Raw genomic sequence first — 22,732 nt, 5'->3', positions numbered from 1 at the left:
CCAGGTTCCGCATGGCGAGCACCTGACGAAGAGGTGCCGCAACTGGATGGTCCGCAGGGAAGCGGAAATGGTTTGGTGCCCGGAGGTGGCGTGATGCAAGAGGGATGGTTGATAGACGTCAATGACCATTGGAGTGGCGTTTCCATAAGGACAACTCAGCGTGGGTCCGAGACCCCAAGGTCTTCATTGGCCGAGGGCGACAGATGCCTGTTGGTCCGCCACTGCTCAAGGAGCTTCGATCTCTGAGGAAAGACGCCGCAGAGCAGATGTGGAAGTCGCTTCAGCCCCAGGGGTGGAAGAAGACAAGACCTCTATGGGGTTTGACTGCTGAACCCTGAACGGTCCTTTTTGTTTGTGTCCCTATGCTGCAAAGCCAGGAGTCTCGTAAGTAGGAATACTTAGAGATTGTTTAATTCCTTCTGAACGAGTTATCAGTACCCCGCAAGGTCATGCCCCTGCGGGGTGTCTTTTTGTGGGTAGTGGTCACGGACGCACCCCAAATACCAATCCGGTAAAAATCGCTGCCGCTACCCATATGGCGGGTGCCTACAACCTCAAAAAGGTGTTGCCCCTCCATGTCTTACAGAGACGCCAACCACCTCAAATCCACCTTCCAGCGGGAACTTTGGAGTGAAGCGGGGACTTGGTTGCTGGAGAGGACGCAAACGCTTTGGGATGGCGGGATGCCCGATGAAGCATCGGCGCTCTATTCAGAGTTCTCCAGGGATCCTGCTCTGGGCGAATGACTTTGCTCTGTATTGATACAAAGTTCGGTATTCCGTAAGCACAAATGCTTGCCAAGCGGTGTTAAACCGGTTGCATCGCATGAGAGCGAGGAACTCAGGAGGTCAAACACTCCTGGGTCTTTTCTTGGAAAACGCTCACGGCACCCACAGCAGTCCCACCTCATGGGTGATGGTGGTGGTCGCTTGGCGTCGTCCCGCCTAGCGGCACTTTCAGTCCCCGAAGGAGTGATAGGGATACCGCTCCTTTTTTTGTGCCGAAGCGATACAAGCAAATGGGCGCTTTTACGGATGGCGATATCAGTTTGTCTCGCGAGCATCAGGACATCCCCTTGTAAGGGGGGTGGGAATGTGTCTTCAGGAGAGCGGGTGGGACCGCTCTTTTTTATGTGCCCTTGCGATACAGGAACCGGTAGTTCCGCTCATGCCTTTGTGCTCTGACCCGCCTTAGAACTGGGATGAGGTCAGAGACCGATTAGGACGACAAACCAGGTCTCAACGACCTTCAGGGGGGTGTCTGCTCACCCCCCTTCTTAATGAGCGGTTCTACCGATGGCGGACGGGTTTGTAACGGAGAGAACATAAAAGAGCATCATCCGTAAGAGATGAATGCGTCGAACAGAGCAGAGGGTGGGACCTCTGCTTTTTCTTGGATTGCTGACCCCGGTAGTCGTTTGGTCGTAATGGCGACGACTGGTAGGTATTTCTTCCGTCACCTTGTGGTTGCTCCCTTTTGGTGAGGGGGTGATGCGTCGAACTGGGAGCGGGTGGGACCGCTCCTTTTTTTGTGAGTTCGTAAACGGCACCCACGGCATCCTTGGATGTCTGAAGAGAGTGGTCCTGCTGGTGACCCCAGCGATTTCGACGCGTTCGTCCCTCCCTTTTTTGCTGGCGGCATTCCCTGCCGCCTTTTTTATTGCTTACGGGCGACCGAACCAGGAACGGTCGTCACTACCTGTTTTGACGGTTCTCCTACTCCTCACGGGAGATCACTTGAAGGAGGTTGATGGGGTCAAGAACGAGAGGGACGGGACCCCTGAGGTGTGGGCGCCTCAGGGGTCTTTTTCTGTCCTTGGGTATGGGAAATCTGGGGATCTTGTTCCGCCTGACCGAAAGGGCGTGCTCCCCTGCTGCTCCCCTACCGTTTTGACGAAAGTCGACAAGGCGCTTGGGACGCTAAAAAGCACGTAATTACACCAGATGTGGTGCTTTCACGTGCCTTTTGAGGCGATTCGGGAAATGCCAGGACCCAGATTTGAACTGGGGACACGGCGATTTTCAGTCGCCTGCTCTACCAACTGAGCTATCCCGGCGCGCCGCCGAAGCGACTCGTGAATCTTAAATCACCGCCTGCGCTCTTTTGCGGGGTTTCGTCCCAGGCAGATCAATCCAGCCACGTGGTGGCCAGCATTTTCAAGGGCCTCATGGGCAGCTAAGGCGGTGGATCCGGTTGTGAGGATGTCGTCCACGAGCCAGACCGAGCCGAGGCTTCCTTGTTTGTCCAAGGGGATGGCCTGGAAAGCCCCGATCAGGTTGTTCTGGCGTTGGGTTTTGTTCAGATGGTGTTGGCTTAGCCCTGCATGGGTGCGGTGCAGCAGGGCTGCCGTCGGTCGGCCCAAGCCCAGGGCGATCTGCTGCGGCAAGGGGTTGGATCGTTGCCTTTTCCAGCTTGGAATCGGTACCAGCACTGCTGTTGCGGGCAGTGGCAAACGGTCCGATAGCAGCTGAACCAAGGCAACAAGTGCTATCCCTTGGCGCGGCTGACGCACCTGGAGCAGCAGTTGACGCAGAGTGCCTGCATAAGGCCCGAGGGCGCACCTAGGCAATCGGAGCAAGCCCTTGAGCCCTTTCAGAGGGAGAGTCAATGCGTCGAGGCACGTGCTGCAGAGAGCCGCCGGCCGCATTGGGCTGTCCCAGGGTCCATCACAGATCGGGCAGCGGGGCTCGATCAGCAGTGTTTGGGCAAAGGCCAGGAGCGCGCGATGCACAGCAGATCGATCGTTGCGACGAGGGTTCCACTGCTGGGCCGAATCGGTCCGAGATCAGGCGCCTTCTTTGGGCATCGCCCGCAGCATCGCCACCAAGGTGCGGTGGGCGTCTTCGCTGTCGGTGAGGGTGTGATCGAAGGCGATGCTGACGCTCGCGCCATCCACCTCCAGTTCCATGGTTTCCGCTTTCACAGACACCATGCGAGCTGCAGCGGGATTGCTGACGCCGCCGTAGTGCTTGGCGTAGGCGAGCACCGCCTCGGCATGGTCGTCGTTCATGTGTTTGCAGATCCGTGTGCTGACGGCATCAGTGAGGGGGTCTGCAGGCATCGGGATCAAACGGGTTAATGCAATCTTTGCAGTGATCGGCTCAAGCGAAGCGCTCGATCAACAAAAGGCCGAGGCGGATGCCACTGAAGCCCACATACCCGGCCAGCACGACGAAGAGGCCGATAGCCAGAACTTCGCGGAGATTGGTGGGCATGGGGGCTGGGCGTGATGCCGGAATTCTTACCCGACCAGGGCCTTTTGGGCCAGTCGCGCCACCCCTGCAGCAGGGGGTGTTTGGCAACTCGTTACAGCGCAGCCAAGACGCCGTTCTCGCAGCCGTCTCCATTGGGGATTGCGCGCTCCACCGCCGATGCTGATGATCCGCAGAGGTACGGAAGCACCAAGTTCGTTCAGGCGTTGCCAACCCTGCGCTTCGATTTCGGCAAGACCTTCGAGCAGTCCATGCAGGAAGAGGGCATCACTCACCGGCCGTGGTTCAAGTACCGGTAGCAGCTCTGGATCATCTACAGGGAACCGTTCCCCTGGGCAGGGGAGCGGCCGCAGGCGGAGTCCGCTGTCGGTGTCGGGGTTGATCTGGCGGCTCAGTTCGCTGAGCTGCTCATCGCTGTAGAAACGCCGCAGCACCCCGGCCCCTGCATTGGAGGCGCCTCCACAGAGCCAGCGTCCACCAACGCGATGGCTGGTCACCCCCGGGGCGTGCAGGGGCGTTTTGGTGAAGCACTTCATCACTAGCGTGGTCCCCAGCACGGTGATCCCATCTCCAGGTCCGGGATTGGCGGCGAGCACGGCGGCATTGGAATCGGTGGTTCCCGCCACGATCATCAGATCGTCCGCCAGGCCCAAGGCCTTGGCCTGATCCGGTGCGATCGTCCCGAGAATGCTGCCGCTCCGACGGATTTCGGGTAAAGCCTGCCGCCATGTCTGTTCGGCAAAGCGGTCTGGCCAGCTGTTGCTGATCAGATCCCAGCCCAGTCGCAGGTTGTTGCCTTCTTCCCCCCAGCGCCAATCGTTCAGCAGCCACCCGCTGATCCAGTCGGCCTGATGCCGCAGCAGGATCGCCTCTCCATGGCAGCTGAGAAGCCGCAAGGCCCGGGCCAGGCTGCCGCTGCAGCTGGCGGCAGGGCTGCCTCGATCGACCAGCGGCTGCAATGCTGACTGCAGCTCAGGGCAGCTCTGGGAGTAGGGAAGTGCCTCCCCCAGTGGGCGACCATCGCGATCACAGGCCAGTAGCGTGCCGGATGTGCCATCCACGGCGAGCGCCCTCAGCTGGGATCGCAGTTGTGCTGGGATTGCCCTGATCAGATCCCCACAGCCTTCGCGCCAGCTGTTGGGGTTGGAGAAGTCTCCGGCATAGGCCTGGGATCTGCTGTCGAGCAGCACGCCATTGTCGGCCACAACGGCTGTGCGGATTCCGCTGGTGCCCAGGTCGATTCCGAGCACCAGTAGCGAATCCGTCATGGCATCAGGCCGCGGCGACCTGCTTCAACTCCTGGCTTTTTGCTGTCACGTTTTCCCAGGGGGCGTTGAGGTCGTTGCGTCCGAAATGGCCGTAAGCGGCAGTGTCCTGATAGAAGCGGCCGCCCCGTTGCTGGGGAAGGTTGCGCAGACCGAAGGTTTCGATGATGGCGCCGGGGCGCAGATCGAAGTGCTCCTGCACCAGGGCGGTGAGGGCATCGTTGGCCAGTGCACTCGTGCTGAAGGATTCCACCAGGATCGACACGGGCTTGGCCACGCCAATGGCGTAGCTCAGCTGCACCTCGGCCCTTTCGGCGAGCCCTGCGGCCACGAGGCACTTGGCCACATAGCGCGCGGCATAGGCGGCCGAACGGTCCACTTTGGTGGGGTCCTTGCCGGAGAAGGCACCACCGCCATGGCGGGCATAGCCGCCATAGGTGTCCACGATGATCTTGCGGCCGGTGAGGCCGGCATCGCCCTGAGGGCCGCCCACCACGAACTTGCCGGTTGGGTTCACCAGATACTTGGTGGCCTCGCGGGAGGGCTTAAGGGTCAGGTCGGCAGTCGCTGGCTCCACCACATGGGTCCATAGGTCTTCGGTGATGCGCTCGCGGATGCCCTGCTCATCACTCATCCCATCCACTTCCGCGGTGTGCTGGGTGGAGATCAGGATTGTGTCGATCGAGACGGGCTTGTCGTTTTCATAGACGACGCTCACCTGGGTTTTGCCATCGGGAAGCAGGTAGCCCAGGGTTCCGTTGTGGCGCACTTCGGCAAGGCGGCGCGACAGCCGGTGGGCCAGGCTGATCGGCAACGGCATCAGCTCGGGCGTCTCGTTGCAGGCGTAGCCGAACATGATTCCCTGGTCGCCGGCACCCACCAGATCCAGAGGATCACCGGCGTGGTCGTCCGCTTCGTTAACGCCCTGGGCGATGTCGGGGGACTGCTGGTCGAGAGCCACCAGCACCGCACAGCTGTTGGCATCGAAGCCACCGGCCCTGGCTCCGCTGTAACCGATCTCCTTGATCACATTGCGCACCAAGTGGATGAAATCCACCTGCGCTTTGGAGGTCACCTCACCGGTGATCATGCAGAGGCCGGTGTTCACTACGGTCTCGCAGGCCACGCGGCTGGCGGGATCCTGGGCAAGCAGAGCATCGAGAACGGCGTCGCTCACCTGGTCGCAGATCTTGTCGGGATGCCCTTCCGTGACGGATTCGGATGTAAAGACGTATCGGCTCATTCGGGGCTCCAGATGGCGCGACTTTACGTGGCTGTGCTGAGGGCGAGGTCGTCCCAGCCGTGGAGCAGATGCTGTGCTGACGGCAGTTCCGGCGGACGACTCCAGCCACCTGTGAATCCGATCACGCCGCCGATGCCGGCCTCCAAGGCCATCTGAAGGTCGGTTTCCGCATCACCAACCAAGGCACAACGTTGGGGTGGCAGGCCAAGCCTGTCGCACAGCTCCAGGACGGCTTGTGGATCGGGTTTGCGCGGATGGTCGTCAGCACTCCAGATGCCGGCAAAGCCTGCGCTGAGCTGATGGTGAGCTAGGAAGTCTTCGACACCGGATCGGGTGTCGTTGCTGATCACAGCAGCGGTCATGCCCTGCTCGTGCAGATCCCGCAGCAGTTGTCCTGAACCGTTGATCAACGGGCTTGGAGTTGTGTCGATCAGGCCGTCCTGGTCAACTGCGTCAAAGCAGGCATGGGCAAGGGCTAGAGCCTGGGGCCATGAGCAGCCCAACAGACACAAAACCGTTGCGGTCGAGGCGATGTTGTCTTGCCGTGAGGCAACCGCCAGGGTTCCGCCGGGATCGAGCATGCCGTTATCAACACCGGTTGCTCTGCAAAGGGTTTCTCTTAGTTCAGAGGCCTGCAGCGCAGGGGCTTTTTCCCGCGCAATCTCAATGGCTTTGTTGATGCGTGCGTCTGCCAAGGCCAGCAGATGCGGCTCGCTATGGGAAAGGGTGCCGTCCTTATCGAACAGCACCCCTTGAAAATTGCCGATGGGATGTCCCTTCAGCAGCAGTTGGACCATCAGGCTCAGATCATCATGGAGTTGATCGGATCCTCGCCCTCTTCGGCCTGCTCCATCAGCATCTGCTTGTAGCGAGCTGCCATTTCCTCGGCCTTCTCAAACACCTTTTGGGGGTCGGTGAGCATGTCGCCGGGTTCGGGCTCAAGAGCCTTCGTGGACAGGGAAATCCGGCCGCGCTCGGCATCCAGATCGATGATCATCACTTTCATCTGATCATTCACGTTCAGCACCGAGTGGGGGGTCTCGATGTGCTCATGGCTGATCTCGGAAATGTGCAGCAGACCGCTGACACCACCGATGTCGATGAAGGCGCCGTAGGGCTTGATGCCGCGGACGGTACCCACCACAACTTCGCCTACTTCCAGGCGATTCATCTTCCGCTCCACCAGGGCGCGGCGGTGGCTGAGCACCAGGCGGTTGCGCTCTTCGTCCACCTCGAGAAATTTCAGAGGCAGGAAGTCGGCAACCAGTTCTTCCTTCGGCTTGCGGGTGCTGATGTGGGACCCGGGGATGAAGCCCCGCAGACCTTCAACGCGCACCAGGGCACCACCACGGTTGGTGGCAAACACCTCGGAGTAGATGGTGGCATCTTCCTTCTGGAGCTGGCGCACACGCTCCCATGCCCGCTGGTATTCGATCCGACGGATCGACAGTGCCAGCTGACCATCCTCGTTCTCCTCACTCATGATGAAGAACTCACGGATCTCGCCGGGGGCCAGTACGTCGCTTAGACCCTCGACCCGGTTGATCGACACCTCTTGCAGAGGCATGAAGGCAGCTGTCTTGGCGCCAATGTCGATCATGGCGCCCTTCGATTCCAGGGCGAAGACAGTGCCGTTAACGATGTCGCCAGGCTTGAAGTTGTAGTCGTACTTGCTGAGGAGAGCCGCGAACTCATCCACGGTGAATCCGGCGTCGTCCAGGTTGCGGCTGGCAGCGCGGCTGCTTGGATCATCCGCGGTGGGGATGTCTTCAGGAATGCTCAGGTCCTCACCCTCAAACGCCTGTTCGGCGGCGGCGGTTTCTGCAGAGGCTTCTGTGGCGTTCGCGTCCTGAACTTGATCCTGGATCTGTTCTTCTGTCGGAGTCGCAGACATGGGGGGCTGGCGGTCTACCTCAGGTGGGTAGTTCGAGAAAATCACGTGGAACGCCCGCCGACGTTTCACGGAGAATTACCAACTTTACAGACAGGCCGTCGGCTTCACCTCCGCGATTCAGCGCAATGGTTCAAAGCACTGATTCACCTCACAGATTCAGTGCAGCGATTCAACGCACAGTGGCCAAATGGTTCTGTTCCTGATCGGCGTTCAGTGTTTCCAGGGTCGACACGAAGTCATCAATGCCACGGAACTGGCGGTAGACGGATGCGAATCGGATGTAGGCCACTTCGCTGATCCGCTTGAGATCACGCAGCACGTATTCACCGATCTCAGTGCTGCTCACTTCCTTGCCGGTGCGTTGCTGAAGTTGCAGTTCGAGGTCTTCCACGAAGGATTCGAGCTGAGAGGTGTCTAAGCCCGTTTTTTCGCAGGCTCGATTCAAGCCATGCAGCAACTTGCTGCGACTGAAGATTTCTCGGTTGCCGTTGCGTTTAATCACCGTGATCGGAACGGTTTCCACCCGCTCGTAGGTGGTGAAGCGGAATTCACAGTTGAGGCATTCACGCCGTCGTCTCACGCTGCGTCCACCGTCCGCTGCCCTGGATTCGAGAACGCGACTATCTGTGTTTTGGCAGGAGGGGCACTGCATCCCCGAGGGCATCGTTAAGTTGCACCAACTGTAGACAGTGATTTGAGACTTGAGAAGGGCCTCGTAGACATCAGTCTCATTTGAGGATTCCGCCGTCGGCTGCTGCTGACTTGAGACTGCTGTGATCTGCTTGTGCGGGCGAGACTGGCTTGCGACGGTGGATGTTGGAAACCATAAAAAACCCCCGCCTTGGCGGGGGTTTGGGAGATCAAATCACTTACCGATTTTCGGCGGATCGCGGAAGGCAATTGCGAAGAAGAGAGTGGCAATCGCAAGGGTAAGGATGAGGACGTAAGCGAAGCTTTCCATCGTGTAGTTCCTATAGGGCGATCAGTTGAGGGGTGTTCCAGCAGGGGGAACGTAGCCCTCGGGCAGGCGACGGGTGGATTTATCGCCGAGCTTGGCGAAGAGGCCAAACTCAACTTGATCTCCGAGGTCGGGATCAATACCAGCGAACACGTCGCGATACAAGGTGCGGGCACCGTGCCAGATGTGGCCGAAGAAGAACAGCAGCGCGAAGGTGGCATGGCCAAAGGTGAACCAGCCGCGTGGTGAGCTGCGGAACGTACCGTCAGAGTTGTAGGTCTCACGGTCGAAGTCGAAGGCTTCACCCAGCTGAGCTTTGCGTGCGAGACGCTTCACATCGGCAGGGTCGGTAAAGGTCTGGCCGTCCAGCGCACCACCGAAGACCTTGGCGGTCACGCCTTGTTGTTCGAAGGAGAATTTCGCCTCGGCACGACGGTATGGAATGTCGGCACGAACAATGCCTTGATCGTCTTGCAGAACGACGGGGAAGTTTTCGAAGAAGTTCGGAAGGCGACGAACTTCCAGATTGCGACCTTCTTTATCGCTAAATGCGATGTGGCCTACCCAAGATGTTGCCAAACCATCTCCATTCACCATCGGACCCACGCGGAAAAGACCTCCCTTTGCAGGGCTGTTGCCGACGTAGTCATAGAAAGCGAGCTTTTCAGGGATGGCCTCAAAGGCTTCTTCCTGGGTGGCTCCATCGTCCATCGCGGATTGCACACGACGGTTGATTTCAGTTTTGAAGTAGCTCTGATCCCATTGATAGCGGGTGGGGCCAAACAGCTCGACGGGAGTTGCTGCAGAGCCGTACCACATGGTTCCGGCCACGATAAAGGCGGCGAAGAACACGGCTGCGATCGCGCTTGCAAGAACCGTTTCTATGTTGCCCATCCGAAGCGCTTTGTAGAGACGCTCGGGTGGACGTGTGGTGATGTGGAAAATGCCGGCAATGATGCCGACGATGCCAGCAGCAATGTGGTGGGCAACGATGCCGCCAGGGTTGAAGGGGTTGAAGCCTTCAGGTCCCCAAGACGGTTGGACGGCCTCTAGGTGGCCAGTCAGCGCATAAGGGTCAGAGATCCACATACCAGGCCCGAAGACGCCAGTTAGATGGAAAGCGCCGAAGCCGAAGCAGCCGAGACCAGCAAGAAGAAGGTGGATACCGAAGATCTTCGGCAGGTCGAGGGCTGGTTCGCCCGTGCGTGGGTCTTGCCAGATCTCAAGGTCCCAATAAGTCCAATGCCAGATGGCGGCAAGCATCATCAGGCCGGAGAAAACAATGTGAGCGGCAGCAACGCCCTCGAAACTCCAGAAACCGGGATCAACACCCGTTTCGCCGGTGATGCTCCATCCACCCCAGCTGCCGGTTACGCCAAGGCGGGACATGAAGGGCATCACAAACATGCCCTGACGCCACATGGGGTTCAGGACAGGGTCGGACGGATCGAAAATGGCCAGCTCGTAGAGAGCCATGGAGCCGGCCCAGCCGGCTACGAGGGCTGTATGCATGAGGTGCACAGCCAAAAGGCGGCCCGGGTCATTAATGACGACGGTGTGCACCCGATACCAGGGCAATCCCATGGGTCAGGTTCGGAGGACAAGACTGCATAAGCAGTCAGACATGGGCGATCGTAAGGGCTTCAGTCCATAGGGCGGGGGAAAAGTGACTTGCCCGCAACGGTCAGTGACAAGAAAGTCAGGGCTTAGCTGTTCACAAAACGCAACGCTTCGGCCCATGATGGGGATTGGTTGCTTGTGAGCTCATGCCCGTTATCAGGTTTGTTCGCGAAGGGCGTGATGTGGAGTGTTATCCCGGCGAAAATCTTCGTGAGGTCGCCCGGCGCGAGGGCATCGAGCTCTACGGCTTGAAGGGGCAGCTGGGCAACTGCGGTGGCTGTGGCCAATGCATCACCTGCTTCGTTTCCGTGGTTGATGAAGACAACGCCGATGCACTGACGGCACGCACCGCTGTCGAAGACAGCAAGTTGCGCCGCCGACCCGAACAGTGGCGTTTGGCATGTCAGGCCCTGGTGGAGAAGTCCGTGATGGTGCTTACCCGGCCTCAGGTGAGGCTTGCTAATGCTGATTCGAGATTGGCTGCGGCTAGGCAGGCGCCGCTGCCGGCGGGGCCCACGGCATGGCCAGCCCCCCCCGTGGGTGAGCTTGATGAGGAGGATCAGGATGTGGCTGATGGGGATGCCCCGGGTGCTAAGGCTGCTACCGCCGGTGACGAGGCCTAAGAGAGTCGCTCTTCAGACCTCTTGTCGGTGATACGTTCGCCTGGATCCCTTTAACGGCCATGGAAACCAACGATCTCGGATTCGTCGCCAGCCTCCTTTTCATTCTGGTTCCGGCGATCTTCCTGATCGTGCTCTACATCGGCACGCAGAACAGCGAGTCTTGATTCAGCCTTGTTCAGGCTCACGCACCAGCAGCACAGGCGCTGGTGCGTGCACACGGATGTAGTCGCTGACTGATCCGCCCAGTAGCTTGTCCAAATCCACGAGCCCTCTGGCGACAAGAGGCCGTCGGTCTTGGGAGGCGATGACCAACAGGTCGGCGTTGCACTCAGATGCGGCCAGGCAAACACTGCGACCGATGTCTTTCCCTTCGGTGTGAACGGCTTTCATATCAACGCCGAAGCCTCTGGCTCGCTGAACAGCGGCGTCGAGAACCTCGTCCGCTTTTGTTCGGCCTCCCCGGGAGGGTGCTGATTCTTGGCGAACAACATGGACACCGGTGAGGGTTCCGCCAGGGATTTCACGCACTAGTTCGCAGGCTGTGCGAAGGGCGTCGTCCCCCACGCCTGTTCCGTCGATCGTCACCATCACGCGGTTGACATGCTTGACGTAGAGGTCGTCCCGCACCAGCAGCATTGGCCGGGTGGACAGCTGAAAGACGTATTGGCTGGTGCTGTTGGCCAGAATCGATTGAAGACGACCCAGCCCGCGGGATCCCATCACGATCAGGTCAGCCTGAACTTCATCGGCAACCTTGAGAACGGTCTGCTTGGTGTCACCCTCACGAATCAAGGTGCTCACACTTGATGGACTGAGTCCCATGCGCGTGATTGCGCTGTTCAAGAGGTTTTCTGCTTCGTCGCGATGGCCGTCGGATTGCGACTTGCTCTGTTCCGAGACCACATGCAGCAAATTGATTTGTGCGGCCTTCAGGCTGGGAATGTCCTGAAGCATCCGGATCATTTCCTCGACGTGACCCTTGCCGGAGTCGGCAATCAGAAGGTTCCTGAACACAGGGAGATGAAGCATCCTCTACGGAAGCCTATGGGCGGTTTCCTCCGTGGAGACAAGCTGATGTCACAGCGTTACGCGGATCATGTACACCCTGACTAAGCGTGTTCTCCCGCAGCACACCGATTACGCCGGGGTGATGTGGCACGGGGCCTATGTGCAGTGGCTGGAGGAAGCCAGAGTGGAGGCCCTCCAGGCTGCTGGCCTGGGTTATGCCGCCATGACCGTGATGGGTGTCGATATGCCGGTGGTGTCCCTTCACTTGGATTACCGCCAGCCGCTCCGGCACGGCGACGAAGTGTGTGTTGAAAGCAGATGCCCTGGTCAGCAGGGGGTGCGCTGGCCATGGGTTTCTCGCTTTGTCTGCAGAAACACGGTGGTGGCGGAGGCGTCGGTGAATTTGGTGATGCTGCGTGAGGGGCGCGTGCTCCGGCGCGTGCCGGCGCAGCTGCACGAGGTAATGGATCAGCTGGTGCGCCAAGCGCTCTGAATCAAACCCTGAGTCGCCGACGCTGTGTTGCTGCACATGTATTTGCTCGGGGCTGGCGCGGAATCGTTGGTTGGTGGCTTTTGCCCAAGCGCTTGTGGTGGTGTATCCGCAACGCAGCCGAGCACTGATTTGGGCCCGCTGGGCGAGACGGATGCAGTGCCCGGTTTGGGTGGTTCAGGGTGATGCCCGCCGTTGGTCATGTCGGGGCAGCAATGCCCTGCTGTGGGATGGTGCGACGGCCTTATTCACCCCAAGGAGTTGTTTGCTTCTCTTGGTGATTGCCCTTTGAGGTCAGGGGGTTCACGCGGCAAGCATCAACGGTTGATGGAGGCCATCGGCTCGGGGGTGACCTTAATCAGCTGTTGCTTCATTTGCAGTGCTCCCCCGCTGAGCTGGCCCCCCAGCTTTTGGCCCTTGAGTGTCAGGGCGAACTGCTGTGTGAGTCTGGATTGCATTGGCGCAAGCCTCGGCCTTGACAGACTCCAAAACCCTTGCCGGCACTGATGTGTTGCAGTGGCGGCGCCAACAACTTGCCCGGGGTGGCACCGCGGCTGATCTCGATTGGTTGCTTGATCTGGCCGGTGGCGTTCGTTGGACCAGCCTGCAACGACTATTGCTTGACCCCACGCGCACCGTTGCCCTGGAGCAGTCCCTTGAGGCGCTTTCTCACTTGTGGGAGCGCCACCTTCACGGGAATGTTCCCCTGCAGCACCTGGTGGGGCTCTGTCCCTGGCGGGATTTATTGCTTGAGTCTTCGCCTGCCGCATTGATTCCCCGACAGGAGACGGAAGTGCTGGTGGATCTGGCCCTGGGCCAGTTCAACTCCACCCCCCCCGCCCGTTGGGCTGACCTCGGCATCGGCTCTGGGGCCATCGCTGTGGCTTTGGCCCGCGCCTGGCCGACGTCACCGGGGTATGGCGTCGACCTCAGTCCCGATGCCTTGCGTTTGGCAGAACGCAATCTTGAGCGTTGCGCCCCGCATCACAACTGTTCGCTGCTCCTCGGTTCGTGGTGGATCCCCCTCAAACGATGGTGGGGGGGCTTGGATCTTGTGGTTAGCAATCCTCCGTACATCCCCGGTGCTGTTGTTGACGGCCTTGAGGCTGTGGTTCGTGACCACGAACCTCATATGGCGTTGCTTGGGGGGGCGGATGGCTTGGATGCCATCCGCGCCGTGGTTAATGGAGCGCCAACGGGGCTGTCGCCGGGTGGCTGGCTTTTGCTCGAACACCATCACGACCAGAGCGCTCAGGTGACCCGGCTGCTGCGGGATGCCGGCTTGGTGGACGTCAGCGCGGTCGCTGATCTTGAGGGGACCCTTCGCTTTGCGCTTGCTCGTAAACCTGCCGCATCAAGCTGATGCAACCCTTGCGATGAAGGAAGGATTCATGCCCGTGCCGGTTTTGGCCGCCACCGATCTGGCTTTGCGGCTTCGTGCCGGCGAAGCCGCCATCATTCCCACCGACACCCTGCCGGGACTGGCGGTGCTTCCCGATCAAGCCCAGACCCTTTGGCGCCTGAAATGCCGACCGGCGGACAAGCCCCTCATTTTGATGGGGGCTTCAGTGAACGACTTGCTTCACGAGGTTGAGGTTCCGTGCCATCGGGAGGTTGAAGCCTTGGCTGAGCGCAATTGGCCTGGAGCGCTCACCCTGGTGGTGCCTGCCCGTGATGGCGGAGCTGGACGGTATCTCAATCCAGGTGGCACAACGCTGGGCTGCCGCATTCCGGCCTGTGAGCAGACCCGCGCTCTGCTTCAGATCAGCGGGCCATTGGCCACGACCAGTGCCAATCGTTCCGGAGAACCCGCCAGCATGACCGCAGCAGAAGCGGCATTGATTTTCCCTGATGTCGCTCAGCTGGGTCCGCAGCCCTGGCCTCAACCCTCGGGCCAGGCCAGCACGGTGTTGGTCTGGGTCGAGGACGGAAGCTGGCGCATGGTGCGACGTGGTGCTGTGATTCCTAGAGGGGTTGAGGTGCTCGAGTGATCTCGCTTGTTGGGCTCTGCCTGCTGGTGATGACCTTGGTTCATTGGGTGCTGGAGCCCCTGGAAGCTGTCTTCACCTGGACGCTTCAATTGAATCTTCTCCCCTGGCTGTTGGGGTTGTTCTTCATTTGGTTGTTGGCGGGCGAATCAGACCGCAGTCCGTCGTCCTGATCCAGATCAAGCCGGCTAACGGATTTGAACCGATGGCCTTCGCTTTACAAAAGCGCTGCTCTACCGCTGAGCTAAGCCGGCATGGGCTGCATCGTACCGGCTGCCTGGCGATTCAATGCAGGGTCTCCATCCTTGATAAGCCCAAGCACCAGCTCGAGTCGATTGTGACAACCGCTCTTACGGAGTGCCCTGCTGATATGACACTGAAAGGTGTGATGACTGATCACCAATCGCTGGGCAATGGTTCGGTTGTTGAGGCCTTCCAGCAACAACAGCACAACCCGCTGTTCAGCGTTGGTGAGGAGATTCAGGATCCGAGGTTTCAAGCTTGAGCAGGTTGCTGCTCAGAGGTTTCCACCTTCGCTGGTTGGGCGATCGGGCGCCGGATCGGCAGGTTGGCCACCAGGGCGGTGACGCGGTCTTCCGTCTCGAGGCTCACATCACCTTCTGCGAGGTCGATTTCCACGTAGCGGGCCACCACTTCGAGGATCTCGCGGCGCATTTGTTCGAGCAGCTCAGGATTGAGGTCGCTGCGATCGTGGGCCAGCACCAACTGGAGCCGCTCTTTTGCTGTTTCTGCACTGGCGGGCTGACGGCGCAGGAGTTTGTCGATGAATTCCTTGACTGTCATCGCCTCAGAAAATCCGGGTTTGCATCAGCTTGCGCATCTTGGCGCGGAGGCCGCGGCGGGCCTGGGAGGGGTCCATCAGAGGAACATCTTCCCCCTGAAGCCGTTGAGCGATGTTGCCGTAGGCCTGGGCCGCTGGCGAAGACGAATCACTCAGGGTCAAGGGTTCACCGCGGTTGGTGCTCACGATCACTTGTTCGTCTTCAAAAACAAGCCCCAGAAGAGGTAACGCCAGGATGTCGGTGACATCGTCCACCGAAAGCATTTCCTGGTTCGACATCATCTTCGGGCGCACCCTGTTGAGCACAAGCTGCACCGGTTGCACGCCCTGGGTGTTCAGAAGCCCGATCACCCGATCAGCGTCCCGCACGGCGGCCACTTCCGGGGTGGTGATCACCACGGCTTCTCGGGCTGCGGCCGCGGCATTTTTGAATCCGTCTTCGATGCCTGCAGGGCAGTCGATCAACACGTAATCGAACTGGCGTTCCAGCAGAGCAACGATGGCCTGCATGTCCTTGGGCTTGAGCCACTCGAGCATCCGAGGATTGCCTGCAGGGAGTAAAGCCAGATTGGGCTCCTGCTTGTGTTTCACCAGGGCTTGCTCAAGACGGCAGGTCTCCGCAAGCACCTCCTGAGCTGTGTAGACGATGCGGTTCTCCAGGCCCAGCAGCAGATCGAGGTTTCTAAGACCGAAGTCCGCGTCAAGAACCACTGTCTTGGCGCCTTGGCGGGCAAGGGCGATACCAAGGTTTGCTGTGGTCGTTGTTTTTCCGACACCGCCCTTGCCAGAACAGATGAGAATGGTTCGGGTCGTCGACACCAGGGTTCTGCTTGGGTGCGGCCAGAATAATCTGGCTTTTAGCTCTGACAACGACGTCAGCGTTTTTGAAAGCTCTGGATGTCGGCGGGTTCAATGGCGATCACTCCATCCTTGAGTGTGGCTTGTTCGGCCAAACCCGCCTGGGGCAGATCCTCGGGGCCTCGGGCTACAGCTTCAGCAATCCTCAGTTGCAGTGGCCGCAGCTGCAGAGCAACGATTTTCGCGGTTGTTGACCCCTCGCATCCGGCGTGGGCCACGCCCCGCAGGCGACCCCACACCAACACGTCAGCAGTTGAACTGATCCGTGCTCCTGGATTCACATCGCCGTAGAGAAGGATGGTGCGCTCGCTTTGGAGATGGTCGCCGGAGCGAAGGGTGCCGTTGTGAAATAACAGGTGAGACGCGGGCGTCGTCACAGGATTGGGCTGGAGTTCACGGTTGGAAGGCGTGTTGGATCTGCTTGCGTCCAGTCCCAGGGCTGAAGCACTTACGACGGTCTCGGGAACGCGACCGGTGATTCGTCCGAGTTGATGGCCTGCCTCGGTGACGGCGGCGCACAAATCCGCGAGGTCGTTGCAGTTCAGGGTCCAGTCCCCGCAATCGAGATCAACGATTGGTTGGGAACACCTGCTCAGCAGATCAGGTAAACGATCCCTCCAGTGGTCAAGGCGCTGGTCGGGAAGCCTCAATGTCATGGCTGCTTCACGCTGCTGCTGCTCGGGGCCATTCAACTTCCATCTCCTGCCTGAGCTCGATACTGATGTCACGGGGGTGAATCAACCAGGAGGTTGCCGCTGGGGTCGCGAGACTGGCGATCAAAGGAGAGGCTTTCTCCAGGGCTTGGAGCTGCTGCCCGTCCCAGAGGCGTAAGCCGCCTCGATAGGGGTGGTATCCGCGTAGCTGTTGATGACGCAATCCGCAGCAGAGTTCAGGGTCGTGGCCATGGCGATCGGCCAACCGCCTGGCTGTCGCGAGCAATTGCAGTTGATCAGCCGGAGAAAGATGCTCGACGGCCGTTGCTTTGAGCAGGCGTCGATCTAGAAAACGCCCACTCAGTTCAGCCAGGGCAGCTGGCGCTTCGGCTTGCCAGCGCTGGAGGTGGTACCCGGTGCGTTGGTCGTCGTTGGCGAGGAAGCTCTCCAATTGGATCTGGTCCGGTTGCCAGAGCCAGCTGGCCATCACCTCATCAGCCCAAACCTGCTGAGGGCCCAGTTGTCGAGCCGTCAGGATCAGTTTTTCCAGCAGCCAGTTGCACACCACATTCAGTCGGTGGTTGTAGACGCTCCTGTACATGAGGTTCCTGACCACCAGGTAGTGCTCGACAGCCATCAGACCCTTGGGACGAATGGCCATGTCCCCGTCAGGGGCCAGGGTCAGTGCTCCCAGGATGCGGTCGAGATCCAGCTGCCCGTAGCGCGTTCCGGTGCTGTAGCTGTCGCGCAGGAGGTAATCCAGTCGGTCGCAATCCAGCTGACTACTGACAAGGTGTTTGATCAGGGGGTGAGGGCTGAGTCCATGCTCCAGCAGATCCGCCACCGCCTCAGCTGTGCCGGATGAATGGCTTTCCAGACAGGCATGGATCTGCGGGTGATGCCGAATCACCCTTGCTGACCACGCTTCATGGCGCAGGCCAAACATCTCTTCGCCTGTATGGCTGAGGGGGCCATGGCCTATGTCATGGAGCAGAGCGGCCCCGTAGAGCAGCCCTCTGTACGTCTCTAGCTTTGGTGCCAAAGGCAGCATCTGCTCAAACGCACGACGCGCCAGATGAAAGACACCCAGCGAGTGGGTGAATCGACTGGATTCAGCGCTGTGAAAGGTGAGGTAGGCCGGGCCCAGTTGGCGGATGCGACGCAGGCGTTGGAACGGCGCCGTGTCCACCAAGTCCATCACCATTCCCTCAGCTGGGGCTTGGCGGTCAAGACCAATACCTCGGTGCAGGGGGTCGTGATAAGTCCGCTGGCTCATGCCTCGGTGTCGTCAGCTGATTGTTCCAGCAGGGCCTCCATCCATTGCTCGGCTTCCGAGAGCCAGCGATCACCATCACCGCCAGGATTCAGGGGTTCCGGATCTGACAACCCACGGTCGGGTGCGATTCCTTCCCCTTGGATGTCCCGTCCACTCGGTGTCACGTACCCGGCAACGGTCACGGCGAGGCCGCTGCCGTCACTGAGGTTGGTCAGCGTTTGAATAAGCCCTTTCCCAAACGTTTGGCCTCCGAGCAGGGTGGCGCGCTCGTTGTCCTGAAGAGCTCCAGCCAGGATTTCACTCGCACTGGCCGTCCCTCCATTCACGAGGGTGACCATCGGTCCGTCGTAGACCGTCTGGAGACTTGCCTGGATGGTGTCGTTGATCCCCTCGCGGTTGCGGGTTTCAACGATGGGGTCACCGGAAAGGAAGTCGTCGGCGACCGCTAATCCAGCGCTCACCAAACCGCCTGAGTTATTGCGAAGGTCGAGCACCAATCCTTCGATGTCCTTGTTCTGGAGTTCTGTGAGTGCCTCTTTTACCTGCTCGGGGACTCCCTCGCTGAACTGGGTGATCCGCAGATAGCCAAGGGTGTGACTGCCGCTGCGCAAGCGCCGTGTGCGCACCGGTCTGAGATCCACGCTGCGGCGTTCCAGGGTCAGCTCGTTTTTCTCTCCGCTGCCGTTGTCCAGCGTCAGCACAACCTGCGATCCCACGTCTCCCCGCAGCGCTGCCACGGTTCCCTCAAGTCCTAGATCCATCACGGCCCGCCCATCAACAGAGAGCAGTTGAGTTCCACTGGTGATCTCCGCCTCGCTGGCGGGTGAACCCTCGAGCGCCGAAATCACCACAACGCCATTGGTGCCTTCATCCGGCCCCAGTTGCAAGCCCACACCACTGAGGCTGCCGTTGGTGCTGTTCTTCAGTGCTATGTAGTCCTTTGGACGAAGCAGCCGGGTGTAGGGGTCGCCCAGCTGAGCCAGCATCGATTCGATGGCTGAGTAAGCATCCTCACTGCTCTCGATGCTGCGTTCCATGGCCTTCTGCCGTTGACGCCTCCAACGCACTGCATCGAGATGCTCTGTGTTCCAAAAACCCTGGTTCACAAGCCGCCAGCTGTCCACCACGAGCTGTTGTGTGTCGCTGAGTGCAACGGCTGTGCAGGCAGTGCCCAGCACCAAAAAGCAGCAAAGAACAGCTGCGATCAGTCGGCGGATCGTTCGACACCCCTTGCGCCGCAGCCAGTCTGAAAGATAGTTAACAGTTGGATACATCGCGGTGGGTTCGCCTCGGTGGCAGAAGCGTGCTCAGTAGACTTTCGCAACTCGAGCCCGCTTGTGCATGGCGAACTCATCACCGGTTTACGACTGGTTCCAGGAACGCCTGGAAATCCAGGACATCGCTGACGACATTGGTTCCAAGTACGTGCCTCCCCACGTCAATATTTTCTATTGCCTGGGGGGCATCACGTTGGTGTGCTTCCTGATCCAGTTCGCGACTGGGTTTGCGATGACCTTCTATTACAAGCCCACCGTCGCTGAGGCTTACAAGTCGGTCGAGTATTTGATGACTGACGTCAGCTTTGGTTGGTTGATTCGCTCCGTGCATCGCTGGAGTGCGTCAATGATGGTGCTGATGCTCATCCTCCACGTGTTCCGTGTGTACCTCACCGGCGGTTTCAAGCGTCCCCGTGAACTCACTTGGGTCACTGGTGTGACTATGGCGGTGATCACGGTGTCATTTGGTGTTACCGGTTATTCCCTGCCCTGGGACCAGGTTGGTTATTGGGCCGTGAAGATTGTTTCCGGTGTCCCTGCAGCCATCCCTGTGGTTGGTGACTTCATGGTCGAACTGCTTCGTGGTGGCGAAAGCGTTGGTCAGGCCACCCTTACTCGCTTCTACAGCCTGCACACTTTTGTCATGCCCTGGTTGCTAGCGGTGTTCATGCTCATGCACTTCCTGATGATCCGGAAGCAGGGCATTTCTGGCCCCTTGTGATCTGCGTTCCTACTGTTCCCTCACATCTGGACTAACTGATGCACATTCTCAAGAAGCCTGACCTCTCCGATCCCAAGATGCGTGCCAAGCTCGCTAATGGTATGGGTCACAACTATTACGGAGAGCCCGCTTGGCCGAACGACCTCCTCTACATCTTCCCGGTGGTGATCCTCGGCACCATCGCCTGTGTGGTTGGTCTGGCCGTACTGGATCCAGCGATGCTCGCCGACAAGGCTGATCCCTTCGCAACCCCTTTGGAAATTCTTCCTGAGTGGTACCTCTATCCCGTCTTTCAGATCCTGCGGGTTGTTCCAAACAAGCTTCTGGGCATTGCTCTGCAAACCCTTGTTCCCCTGGGTCTGATGCTTGTTCCTTTCATCGAGAGTTTCAACAAGTTCCAGAATCCTTTCCGTCGTCCCGTTGCGATGACAGTGTTCCTGACCGGAACCCTGGTCACCATCTATCTCGGCATCGGTGCTGCACTTCCGATCGACAAGTCCCTCACCCTCGGTCTGTTCTGATCATTCGCTCGAATTCAGTCGATGTACCTCGGCTTTCTGAGCCGGGGTTTTTTTGTGAGATGGCTCCCGTGGTTCTTCAGTGACCCATCGATTCGTCGAGGTTGAGCATCAGCACGTCGTCTGGGTTGACATGGAGAAAGTGGTGCATCAGTAGAAAACCAACGATGGTCCAGGTTTGATACGTGCGTGACTGCTGTCCAACCCAGGTACCCGTGGGGCCGTCGAAATATTCAGCCCATTGCTGACGTGGGAGCTGGTTGAGATGGCTCCAATAGCACTCGTCCATCAGCGTTTTCATTTCTCCCATCAGCAACACGTCGGCCTGGGGATTCAGCCGTTCGTGCAGAAGGATGGACGCTCCAAAAAACCAGAGCAGGCTCGGCCAGTGGCCTCCGTTGTGATAACTCCAGGGCCAGTTTTTGGGGTCGGAGCCCGTTTTGTTTTCCCACTCCACGCCCTCCATCGGTGGATGACAGATCCGCATCGGCATCTGGGCCATGAGGTGATCACGGTTGTGCAGCACCAGTCGGAACAGGGCACGTTGTTGTGGCGCTGTCAGCAACCCGAACAGGGATGCCAGGGAATTTCCTAAGGAGTAGAAGCGAAAATCCGGCCGTCCGGTGCGCATGTTCCCGATCATGTAACCGCCACGGTTTTCCAGCCAGTCCTGCAACCAGTCAGGGATGACCTGTGGTTGAACATTGAATTCGTTGTGGTGCTGGTTTTCGCCGTATTGCTCCGTTGGTCGTCGCCGAAGCACTTGCATCGTTTTACTGGTCACCCAGTAGTGCTTCAGCAAGAACTGCCGTAAGTCATGGGTCCACTGCCGGCTCAGGCGCAGGCGTTCTCCCAGAAGAACGCTGTTCTCGTGGCGTTGGCAGAGTTCCATCAGCCCAACACAACTGCGAAGCGCTGCGAAGAGCAGCACTTCCACCTCCAATGGCGCGCCCCATACGTCCATGGGACGGTCAATCATGAAGGCGCAGTCGGGAACGAAAAGCACCGGTGTGCCTTCGAAGCTGGGGTGAAGAACCAGGTCGAGCAGCAGTTGTAAACCGCGTTGCACTTCAGGACTTCGACCGAAGTCGGTGTCCCCACTGCGTTTGACGTAGATCCAGCAGAGAATCGGCCACCAGAGGCTTGCATCCACTGAGGTGATGCGACCAATCGAGCGTTGGCCGTAGTCCGCAACCAGCTGGCCTTCTTCCTCCACAAAGCTGGTGGGGAAGACACCGCGGGTTTGAACGTTGGTGCTTTGGAGCTGAAGGCTGACGCTCAAAAACTGCTTCACGATTGCGAAGCGTCCTTGCAGCATCAGGTAAATCATCACGGGAACGTTGTCCCGGAGGAAGATCTCGCCGTAGTTGAGGGCGTCGTCAGCGCGGCGATGTTCCATCGCGGCAACGCTGCCGGCGAGTTCCCCCTGCACGCCAATCAGCGTGGCTTCGAAGTGTTCCCGTGCTTTTTGCAGCACCTGCTCTTCATTTGAGTTGGGGCGGAAACGCTGGCTTTGTTCGGTGAAGCGCGTTGGCATCGCGGTGACCTCCAACTGAAACCTAGTTCTGGCAATGGATTTCGCCAGTGGAAGCAACCCTTCAGATCTTCTTGTGTCGTGCCTATTGCACCCCAGAAGGTGGTGGTGTTATGGTTTTGTCTTGCGCGGGAGCCGAGAGGCTGTTGCGCAAGCCGAAGCGCTTGAGGCGAAAGCCTTGATGTGTCTGAGGCGACTTACGAGACCAAGAGGGAGCGATCCCACGGTGTTGTAAGTTCTTCAAGCGGTCACGAGAGGCCGCGATGACCAACCAACCGATCTCCTGAGAGGGAGTGAAGAAAAGTTTGGTCGCACCTGGACAATTGAAAAGTTTAGGAACTGACGCTTTCATCGCGTTTGGTTCTGAGCCAAACCGAGAGGTGAGGTGAAGAGCCGAATGAAAGAGCGATGAAGGTGTGAGGTCCCGTCAAAAAATTTCGTTGCGCTGAAGCAATTCGCTGCAACGGGAGAGTTTTCACGAACTCTCTTGTTGTCGGTGTGCGGATTGTGGAGCAACAACCGGATCTGAGATCCCGGAAAGTCATTGACAGAGAAATCTAGAGATGCACTCTTAAGAACCCTTTTGTGTCAGCGAAAGGAGGCCTCAACTGTTTTCAGTTTTAACTGAGTAATGGGTGACGCAAATCATTTTGAGGGAGTGAAAACTTCTAAGAGGAAATGATCTACAACGGAGAGTTTGATCCTGGCTCAGGATGAACGCTGGCGGCGTGCTTAACACATGCAAGTCGAACGAACCTTCGGGTTAGTGGCGGACGGGTGAGTAACGCGTGA

General features: G+C 58.9%; 29 protein-coding genes, 2 tRNA genes and 1 rRNA gene. 12 read left to right on the top strand and 20 right to left on the bottom strand.

The window, feature by feature from the left end; genetic code table 11:
• Window positions 1-128 precede the first annotated feature (128 nt).
• The gene (locus FZZ85_RS08750) at window positions 129-338 is read left to right on the top strand and encodes a DUF1651 domain-containing protein (RefSeq protein WP_226414203.1); all 210 of its coding nucleotides are present in this window, start codon (window positions 129-131) and stop codon (window positions 336-338) included.
• 237 nt (window positions 339-575) lie between these two features.
• On the top strand, window positions 576-746 hold the full coding sequence (locus FZZ85_RS08745; RefSeq protein ID WP_226414200.1) for a hypothetical protein: 171 nt from the start codon (window positions 576-578) through the stop codon (window positions 744-746).
• Window positions 747-1,983: 1,237 nt separating this feature from the next.
• Here the strand turns inward: FZZ85_RS08745 and FZZ85_RS08740 are convergent.
• From FZZ85_RS08740 to psbB, 10 genes are all read right to left on the bottom strand, one after another.
• Window positions 1,984-2,056, bottom strand: a tRNA-Phe gene (locus FZZ85_RS08740).
• A gap of 30 nt (window positions 2,057-2,086) precedes the next feature.
• Complete coding sequence (locus tag FZZ85_RS08735) at window positions 2,087-2,731, bottom strand: ComF family protein (protein ID WP_226414198.1); 645 nt, start codon at window positions 2,729-2,731, stop codon at window positions 2,087-2,089.
• Window positions 2,732-2,785: 54 nt separating this feature from the next.
• Window positions 2,786-3,061, bottom strand: a complete 276-nt coding sequence (locus FZZ85_RS08730) for a DUF2470 domain-containing protein (protein WP_011363472.1) — start codon at window positions 3,059-3,061, stop codon at window positions 2,786-2,788.
• Between the two features lie 180 nt (window positions 3,062-3,241).
• The gene (locus FZZ85_RS08725; RefSeq protein ID WP_226414195.1) at window positions 3,242-4,480 is read right to left on the bottom strand and encodes an FGGY-family carbohydrate kinase; all 1,239 of its coding nucleotides are present in this window, start codon (window positions 4,478-4,480) and stop codon (window positions 3,242-3,244) included.
• A 4-nt stretch (window positions 4,481-4,484) separates the two neighbouring features.
• Window positions 4,485-5,720 carry a methionine adenosyltransferase gene (gene metK / locus FZZ85_RS08720; RefSeq protein WP_226414193.1) on the bottom strand — a complete coding sequence of 412 codons (1,236 nt, stop codon included), beginning with the start codon at window positions 5,718-5,720 and terminating at the stop codon, window positions 4,485-4,487.
• A gap of 23 nt (window positions 5,721-5,743) precedes the next feature.
• The gene (locus FZZ85_RS08715; RefSeq protein ID WP_226414191.1) at window positions 5,744-6,517 is read right to left on the bottom strand and encodes an HAD family hydrolase; all 774 of its coding nucleotides are present in this window, start codon (window positions 6,515-6,517) and stop codon (window positions 5,744-5,746) included.
• Window positions 6,518-6,522: 5 nt separating this feature from the next.
• Entirely contained in the window at window positions 6,523-7,614 is a 1,092-nt protein-coding gene (locus FZZ85_RS08710; protein WP_226414189.1) for a 30S ribosomal protein S1, read from the bottom strand.
• Window positions 7,615-7,783: 169 nt separating this feature from the next.
• Window positions 7,784-8,266: a transcriptional regulator NrdR gene (gene nrdR / locus FZZ85_RS08705; protein ID WP_226414187.1), complete on the bottom strand. Its 483-nt coding sequence runs from the start codon at window positions 8,264-8,266 to the stop codon at window positions 7,784-7,786.
• A gap of 213 nt (window positions 8,267-8,479) precedes the next feature.
• Window positions 8,480-8,575, bottom strand: a complete 96-nt coding sequence (locus tag FZZ85_RS08700) for a photosystem II reaction center protein T (protein ID WP_011128841.1) — start codon at window positions 8,573-8,575, stop codon at window positions 8,480-8,482.
• Between the two features lie 21 nt (window positions 8,576-8,596).
• The gene (gene psbB / locus FZZ85_RS08695; RefSeq protein ID WP_226414185.1) at window positions 8,597-10,156 is read right to left on the bottom strand and encodes a photosystem II chlorophyll-binding protein CP47; all 1,560 of its coding nucleotides are present in this window, start codon (window positions 10,154-10,156) and stop codon (window positions 8,597-8,599) included.
• Between the two features lie 182 nt (window positions 10,157-10,338).
• Here psbB and FZZ85_RS08690 point away from each other — a divergent pair, with 182 nt between their 5' ends.
• Together FZZ85_RS08690 and psbM are read left to right on the top strand one after the other, a co-directional pair.
• The gene (locus tag FZZ85_RS08690; RefSeq protein WP_226414183.1) at window positions 10,339-10,815 is read left to right on the top strand and encodes a 2Fe-2S iron-sulfur cluster-binding protein; all 477 of its coding nucleotides are present in this window, start codon (window positions 10,339-10,341) and stop codon (window positions 10,813-10,815) included.
• Between the two features lie 59 nt (window positions 10,816-10,874).
• On the top strand, window positions 10,875-10,979 hold the full coding sequence (psbM, locus tag FZZ85_RS08685; RefSeq protein ID WP_226414181.1) for a photosystem II reaction center protein PsbM: 105 nt from the start codon (window positions 10,875-10,877) through the stop codon (window positions 10,977-10,979).
• Window position 10,980: 1 nt separating this feature from the next.
• Here the strand turns inward: psbM and FZZ85_RS08680 are convergent, their stop codons facing one another.
• Window positions 10,981-11,829: a universal stress protein gene (locus tag FZZ85_RS08680; RefSeq protein WP_226414384.1), complete on the bottom strand. Its 849-nt coding sequence runs from the start codon at window positions 11,827-11,829 to the stop codon at window positions 10,981-10,983.
• An 82-nt stretch (window positions 11,830-11,911) separates the two neighbouring features.
• Here FZZ85_RS08680 and FZZ85_RS08675 point away from each other — a divergent pair, with 82 nt between their 5' ends.
• Entirely contained in the window at window positions 11,912-12,316 is a 405-nt protein-coding gene (locus FZZ85_RS08675) for a thioesterase family protein (RefSeq protein WP_226414179.1), read from the top strand.
• Window positions 12,317-12,389: 73 nt separating this feature from the next.
• Entirely contained in the window at window positions 12,390-12,605 is a 216-nt protein-coding gene (locus FZZ85_RS08670; protein ID WP_370631169.1) for a hypothetical protein, read from the top strand.
• Window positions 12,606-12,630: 25 nt separating this feature from the next.
• Here FZZ85_RS08670 and FZZ85_RS08665 read toward each other — a convergent pair whose 3' ends face one another.
• On the bottom strand, window positions 12,631-12,771 hold the full coding sequence (locus FZZ85_RS08665) for a hypothetical protein (protein ID WP_226414177.1): 141 nt from the start codon (window positions 12,769-12,771) through the stop codon (window positions 12,631-12,633).
• A 17-nt stretch (window positions 12,772-12,788) separates the two neighbouring features.
• On the opposite strand from FZZ85_RS08665, the gene prmC reads away from it, so the two are divergent.
• Genes prmC through FZZ85_RS08650 form a run of 3 tightly spaced genes read left to right on the top strand, consistent with a single transcriptional unit; the run spans window position 12,789 to window position 14,474 of the window.
• A complete protein-coding gene (prmC, locus tag FZZ85_RS08660) occupies window positions 12,789-13,676 on the top strand; it encodes a peptide chain release factor N(5)-glutamine methyltransferase (protein ID WP_226414175.1) in 888 nt (295 codons plus the stop codon).
• A 13-nt stretch (window positions 13,677-13,689) separates the two neighbouring features.
• Complete coding sequence (locus tag FZZ85_RS08655; RefSeq protein ID WP_226414173.1) at window positions 13,690-14,304, top strand: L-threonylcarbamoyladenylate synthase; 615 nt, start codon at window positions 13,690-13,692, stop codon at window positions 14,302-14,304.
• Window positions 14,301-14,474: a hypothetical protein gene (locus FZZ85_RS08650; protein ID WP_226414170.1), complete on the top strand. Its 174-nt coding sequence runs from the start codon at window positions 14,301-14,303 to the stop codon at window positions 14,472-14,474. The genes FZZ85_RS08655 and FZZ85_RS08650 overlap by 4 nt, the downstream gene beginning before the upstream one ends.
• Window positions 14,475-14,483: 9 nt before the next feature.
• On the opposite strand, the gene FZZ85_RS08645 is transcribed toward FZZ85_RS08650, so the two are convergent.
• The 7 genes from FZZ85_RS08645 to ctpZ all read right to left on the bottom strand — a co-directional run bounded on the left by FZZ85_RS08645 (window position 14,484) and on the right by ctpZ (window position 19,164).
• Window positions 14,484-14,555, bottom strand: a tRNA-Thr gene (locus tag FZZ85_RS08645).
• Window positions 14,546-14,800, bottom strand: a complete 255-nt coding sequence (locus tag FZZ85_RS08640; RefSeq protein ID WP_226414168.1) for a helix-turn-helix transcriptional regulator — start codon at window positions 14,798-14,800, stop codon at window positions 14,546-14,548. The genes FZZ85_RS08645 and FZZ85_RS08640 overlap by 10 nt, the downstream gene beginning before the upstream one ends.
• Window positions 14,797-15,105, bottom strand: a complete 309-nt coding sequence (minE, locus tag FZZ85_RS08635; RefSeq protein WP_226414166.1) for a cell division topological specificity factor MinE — start codon at window positions 15,103-15,105, stop codon at window positions 14,797-14,799. The genes FZZ85_RS08640 and minE overlap by 4 nt, the downstream gene beginning before the upstream one ends.
• A 4-nt stretch (window positions 15,106-15,109) precedes the next feature.
• Window positions 15,110-15,922, bottom strand: coding sequence for a septum site-determining protein MinD (minD, locus tag FZZ85_RS08630; RefSeq protein WP_226414164.1), 813 nt, complete (start codon window positions 15,920-15,922; stop codon window positions 15,110-15,112).
• A 56-nt stretch (window positions 15,923-15,978) separates the two neighbouring features.
• Window positions 15,979-16,617 (bottom strand): septum site-determining protein MinC, encoded by a 639-nt coding sequence (gene minC, locus FZZ85_RS08625; RefSeq protein ID WP_226414379.1) that lies wholly within the window; start codon window positions 16,615-16,617, stop codon window positions 15,979-15,981.
• 7 nt (window positions 16,618-16,624) lie between these two features.
• Complete coding sequence (locus tag FZZ85_RS08620) at window positions 16,625-17,890, bottom strand: HD domain-containing protein (protein ID WP_226414162.1); 1,266 nt, start codon at window positions 17,888-17,890, stop codon at window positions 16,625-16,627.
• Entirely contained in the window at window positions 17,887-19,164 is a 1,278-nt protein-coding gene (ctpZ, locus tag FZZ85_RS08615; protein WP_226414160.1) for a carboxyl-terminal processing protease CtpZ, read from the bottom strand. Before ctpZ ends, FZZ85_RS08620 begins: the two co-directional genes overlap by 4 nt.
• A 67-nt stretch (window positions 19,165-19,231) precedes the next feature.
• Here ctpZ and petB point away from each other — a divergent pair, with 67 nt between their 5' ends.
• Together petB and petD are read left to right on the top strand one after the other, a co-directional pair.
• Window positions 19,232-19,888 (top strand): cytochrome b6, encoded by a 657-nt coding sequence (gene petB, locus FZZ85_RS08610; protein WP_011363493.1) that lies wholly within the window; start codon window positions 19,232-19,234, stop codon window positions 19,886-19,888.
• A 38-nt stretch (window positions 19,889-19,926) separates the two neighbouring features.
• Window positions 19,927-20,409: a cytochrome b6-f complex subunit IV gene (gene petD, locus FZZ85_RS08605; protein ID WP_226414158.1), complete on the top strand. Its 483-nt coding sequence runs from the start codon at window positions 19,927-19,929 to the stop codon at window positions 20,407-20,409.
• Between the two features lie 76 nt (window positions 20,410-20,485).
• On the opposite strand, the gene FZZ85_RS08600 is transcribed toward petD, so the two are convergent.
• Window positions 20,486-21,943: a glycoside hydrolase 100 family protein gene (locus tag FZZ85_RS08600; protein WP_226414156.1), complete on the bottom strand. Its 1,458-nt coding sequence runs from the start codon at window positions 21,941-21,943 to the stop codon at window positions 20,486-20,488.
• A gap of 682 nt (window positions 21,944-22,625) precedes the next feature.
• Here FZZ85_RS08600 and FZZ85_RS08595 point away from each other — a divergent pair.
• A 16S ribosomal RNA gene (locus FZZ85_RS08595) occupies window positions 22,626-22,732 on the top strand; the annotation flags it as partial.

This window comes from Synechococcus sp. MU1642 (genome assembly GCF_020514115.1).
In the GTDB taxonomy this organism is placed as follows: Bacteria; Cyanobacteriota; Cyanobacteriia; order PCC-6307; family Cyanobiaceae; genus Parasynechococcus.
This window is presented reverse-complemented; position numbering and strand designations above follow the sequence as displayed.

What these genes read in the sequence shown, in the direction of transcription:
- FZZ85_RS08730 (WP_011363472.1), bottom strand. Translation starts at nt 3,061, where the DNA reads ATGCCTGCAGACCCCCTCACTGATGCCGTCAGCACACGGATCTGCAAA.
- FZZ85_RS08665 (WP_226414177.1), bottom strand. Translation starts at nt 12,771, where the DNA reads ATGCAATCCAGACTCACACAGCAGTTCGCCCTGACACTCAAGGGCCAA.
- FZZ85_RS08700 (WP_011128841.1), bottom strand. Translation starts at nt 8,575, where the DNA reads ATGGAAAGCTTCGCTTACGTCCTCATCCTTACCCTTGCGATTGCCACT.
- FZZ85_RS08710 (WP_226414189.1), bottom strand. Translation starts at nt 7,614, where the DNA reads ATGTCTGCGACTCCGACAGAAGAACAGATCCAGGATCAAGTTCAGGAC.
- metK (WP_226414193.1), bottom strand. Translation starts at nt 5,720, where the DNA reads ATGAGCCGATACGTCTTTACATCCGAATCCGTCACGGAAGGGCATCCC.
- FZZ85_RS08655 (WP_226414173.1), top strand. Translation starts at nt 13,690, where the DNA reads ATGAAGGAAGGATTCATGCCCGTGCCGGTTTTGGCCGCCACCGATCTG.
- psbM (WP_226414181.1), top strand. Translation starts at nt 10,875, where the DNA reads ATGGAAACCAACGATCTCGGATTCGTCGCCAGCCTCCTTTTCATTCTG.
- FZZ85_RS08745 (WP_226414200.1), top strand. Translation starts at nt 576, where the DNA reads ATGTCTTACAGAGACGCCAACCACCTCAAATCCACCTTCCAGCGGGAA.
- psbB (WP_226414185.1), bottom strand. Translation starts at nt 10,156, where the DNA reads ATGGGATTGCCCTGGTATCGGGTGCACACCGTCGTCATTAATGACCCG.
- FZZ85_RS08675 (WP_226414179.1), top strand. Translation starts at nt 11,912, where the DNA reads ATGTACACCCTGACTAAGCGTGTTCTCCCGCAGCACACCGATTACGCC.
- FZZ85_RS08690 (WP_226414183.1), top strand. Translation starts at nt 10,339, where the DNA reads ATGCCCGTTATCAGGTTTGTTCGCGAAGGGCGTGATGTGGAGTGTTAT.
- FZZ85_RS08715 (WP_226414191.1), bottom strand. Translation starts at nt 6,517, where the DNA reads ATGGTCCAACTGCTGCTGAAGGGACATCCCATCGGCAATTTTCAAGGG.
- nrdR (WP_226414187.1), bottom strand. Translation starts at nt 8,266, where the DNA reads ATGCAGTGCCCCTCCTGCCAAAACACAGATAGTCGCGTTCTCGAATCC.
- minE (WP_226414166.1), bottom strand. Translation starts at nt 15,105, where the DNA reads ATGACAGTCAAGGAATTCATCGACAAACTCCTGCGCCGTCAGCCCGCC.
- petB (WP_011363493.1), top strand. Translation starts at nt 19,232, where the DNA reads ATGGCGAACTCATCACCGGTTTACGACTGGTTCCAGGAACGCCTGGAA.
- FZZ85_RS08620 (WP_226414162.1), bottom strand. Translation starts at nt 17,890, where the DNA reads ATGAGCCAGCGGACTTATCACGACCCCCTGCACCGAGGTATTGGTCTT.
- ctpZ (WP_226414160.1), bottom strand. Translation starts at nt 19,164, where the DNA reads ATGTATCCAACTGTTAACTATCTTTCAGACTGGCTGCGGCGCAAGGGG.
- FZZ85_RS08725 (WP_226414195.1), bottom strand. Translation starts at nt 4,480, where the DNA reads ATGACGGATTCGCTACTGGTGCTCGGAATCGACCTGGGCACCAGCGGA.
- FZZ85_RS08600 (WP_226414156.1), bottom strand. Translation starts at nt 21,943, where the DNA reads ATGCCAACGCGCTTCACCGAACAAAGCCAGCGTTTCCGCCCCAACTCA.
- minC (WP_226414379.1), bottom strand. Translation starts at nt 16,617, where the DNA reads ATGACATTGAGGCTTCCCGACCAGCGCCTTGACCACTGGAGGGATCGT.
- petD (WP_226414158.1), top strand. Translation starts at nt 19,927, where the DNA reads ATGCACATTCTCAAGAAGCCTGACCTCTCCGATCCCAAGATGCGTGCC.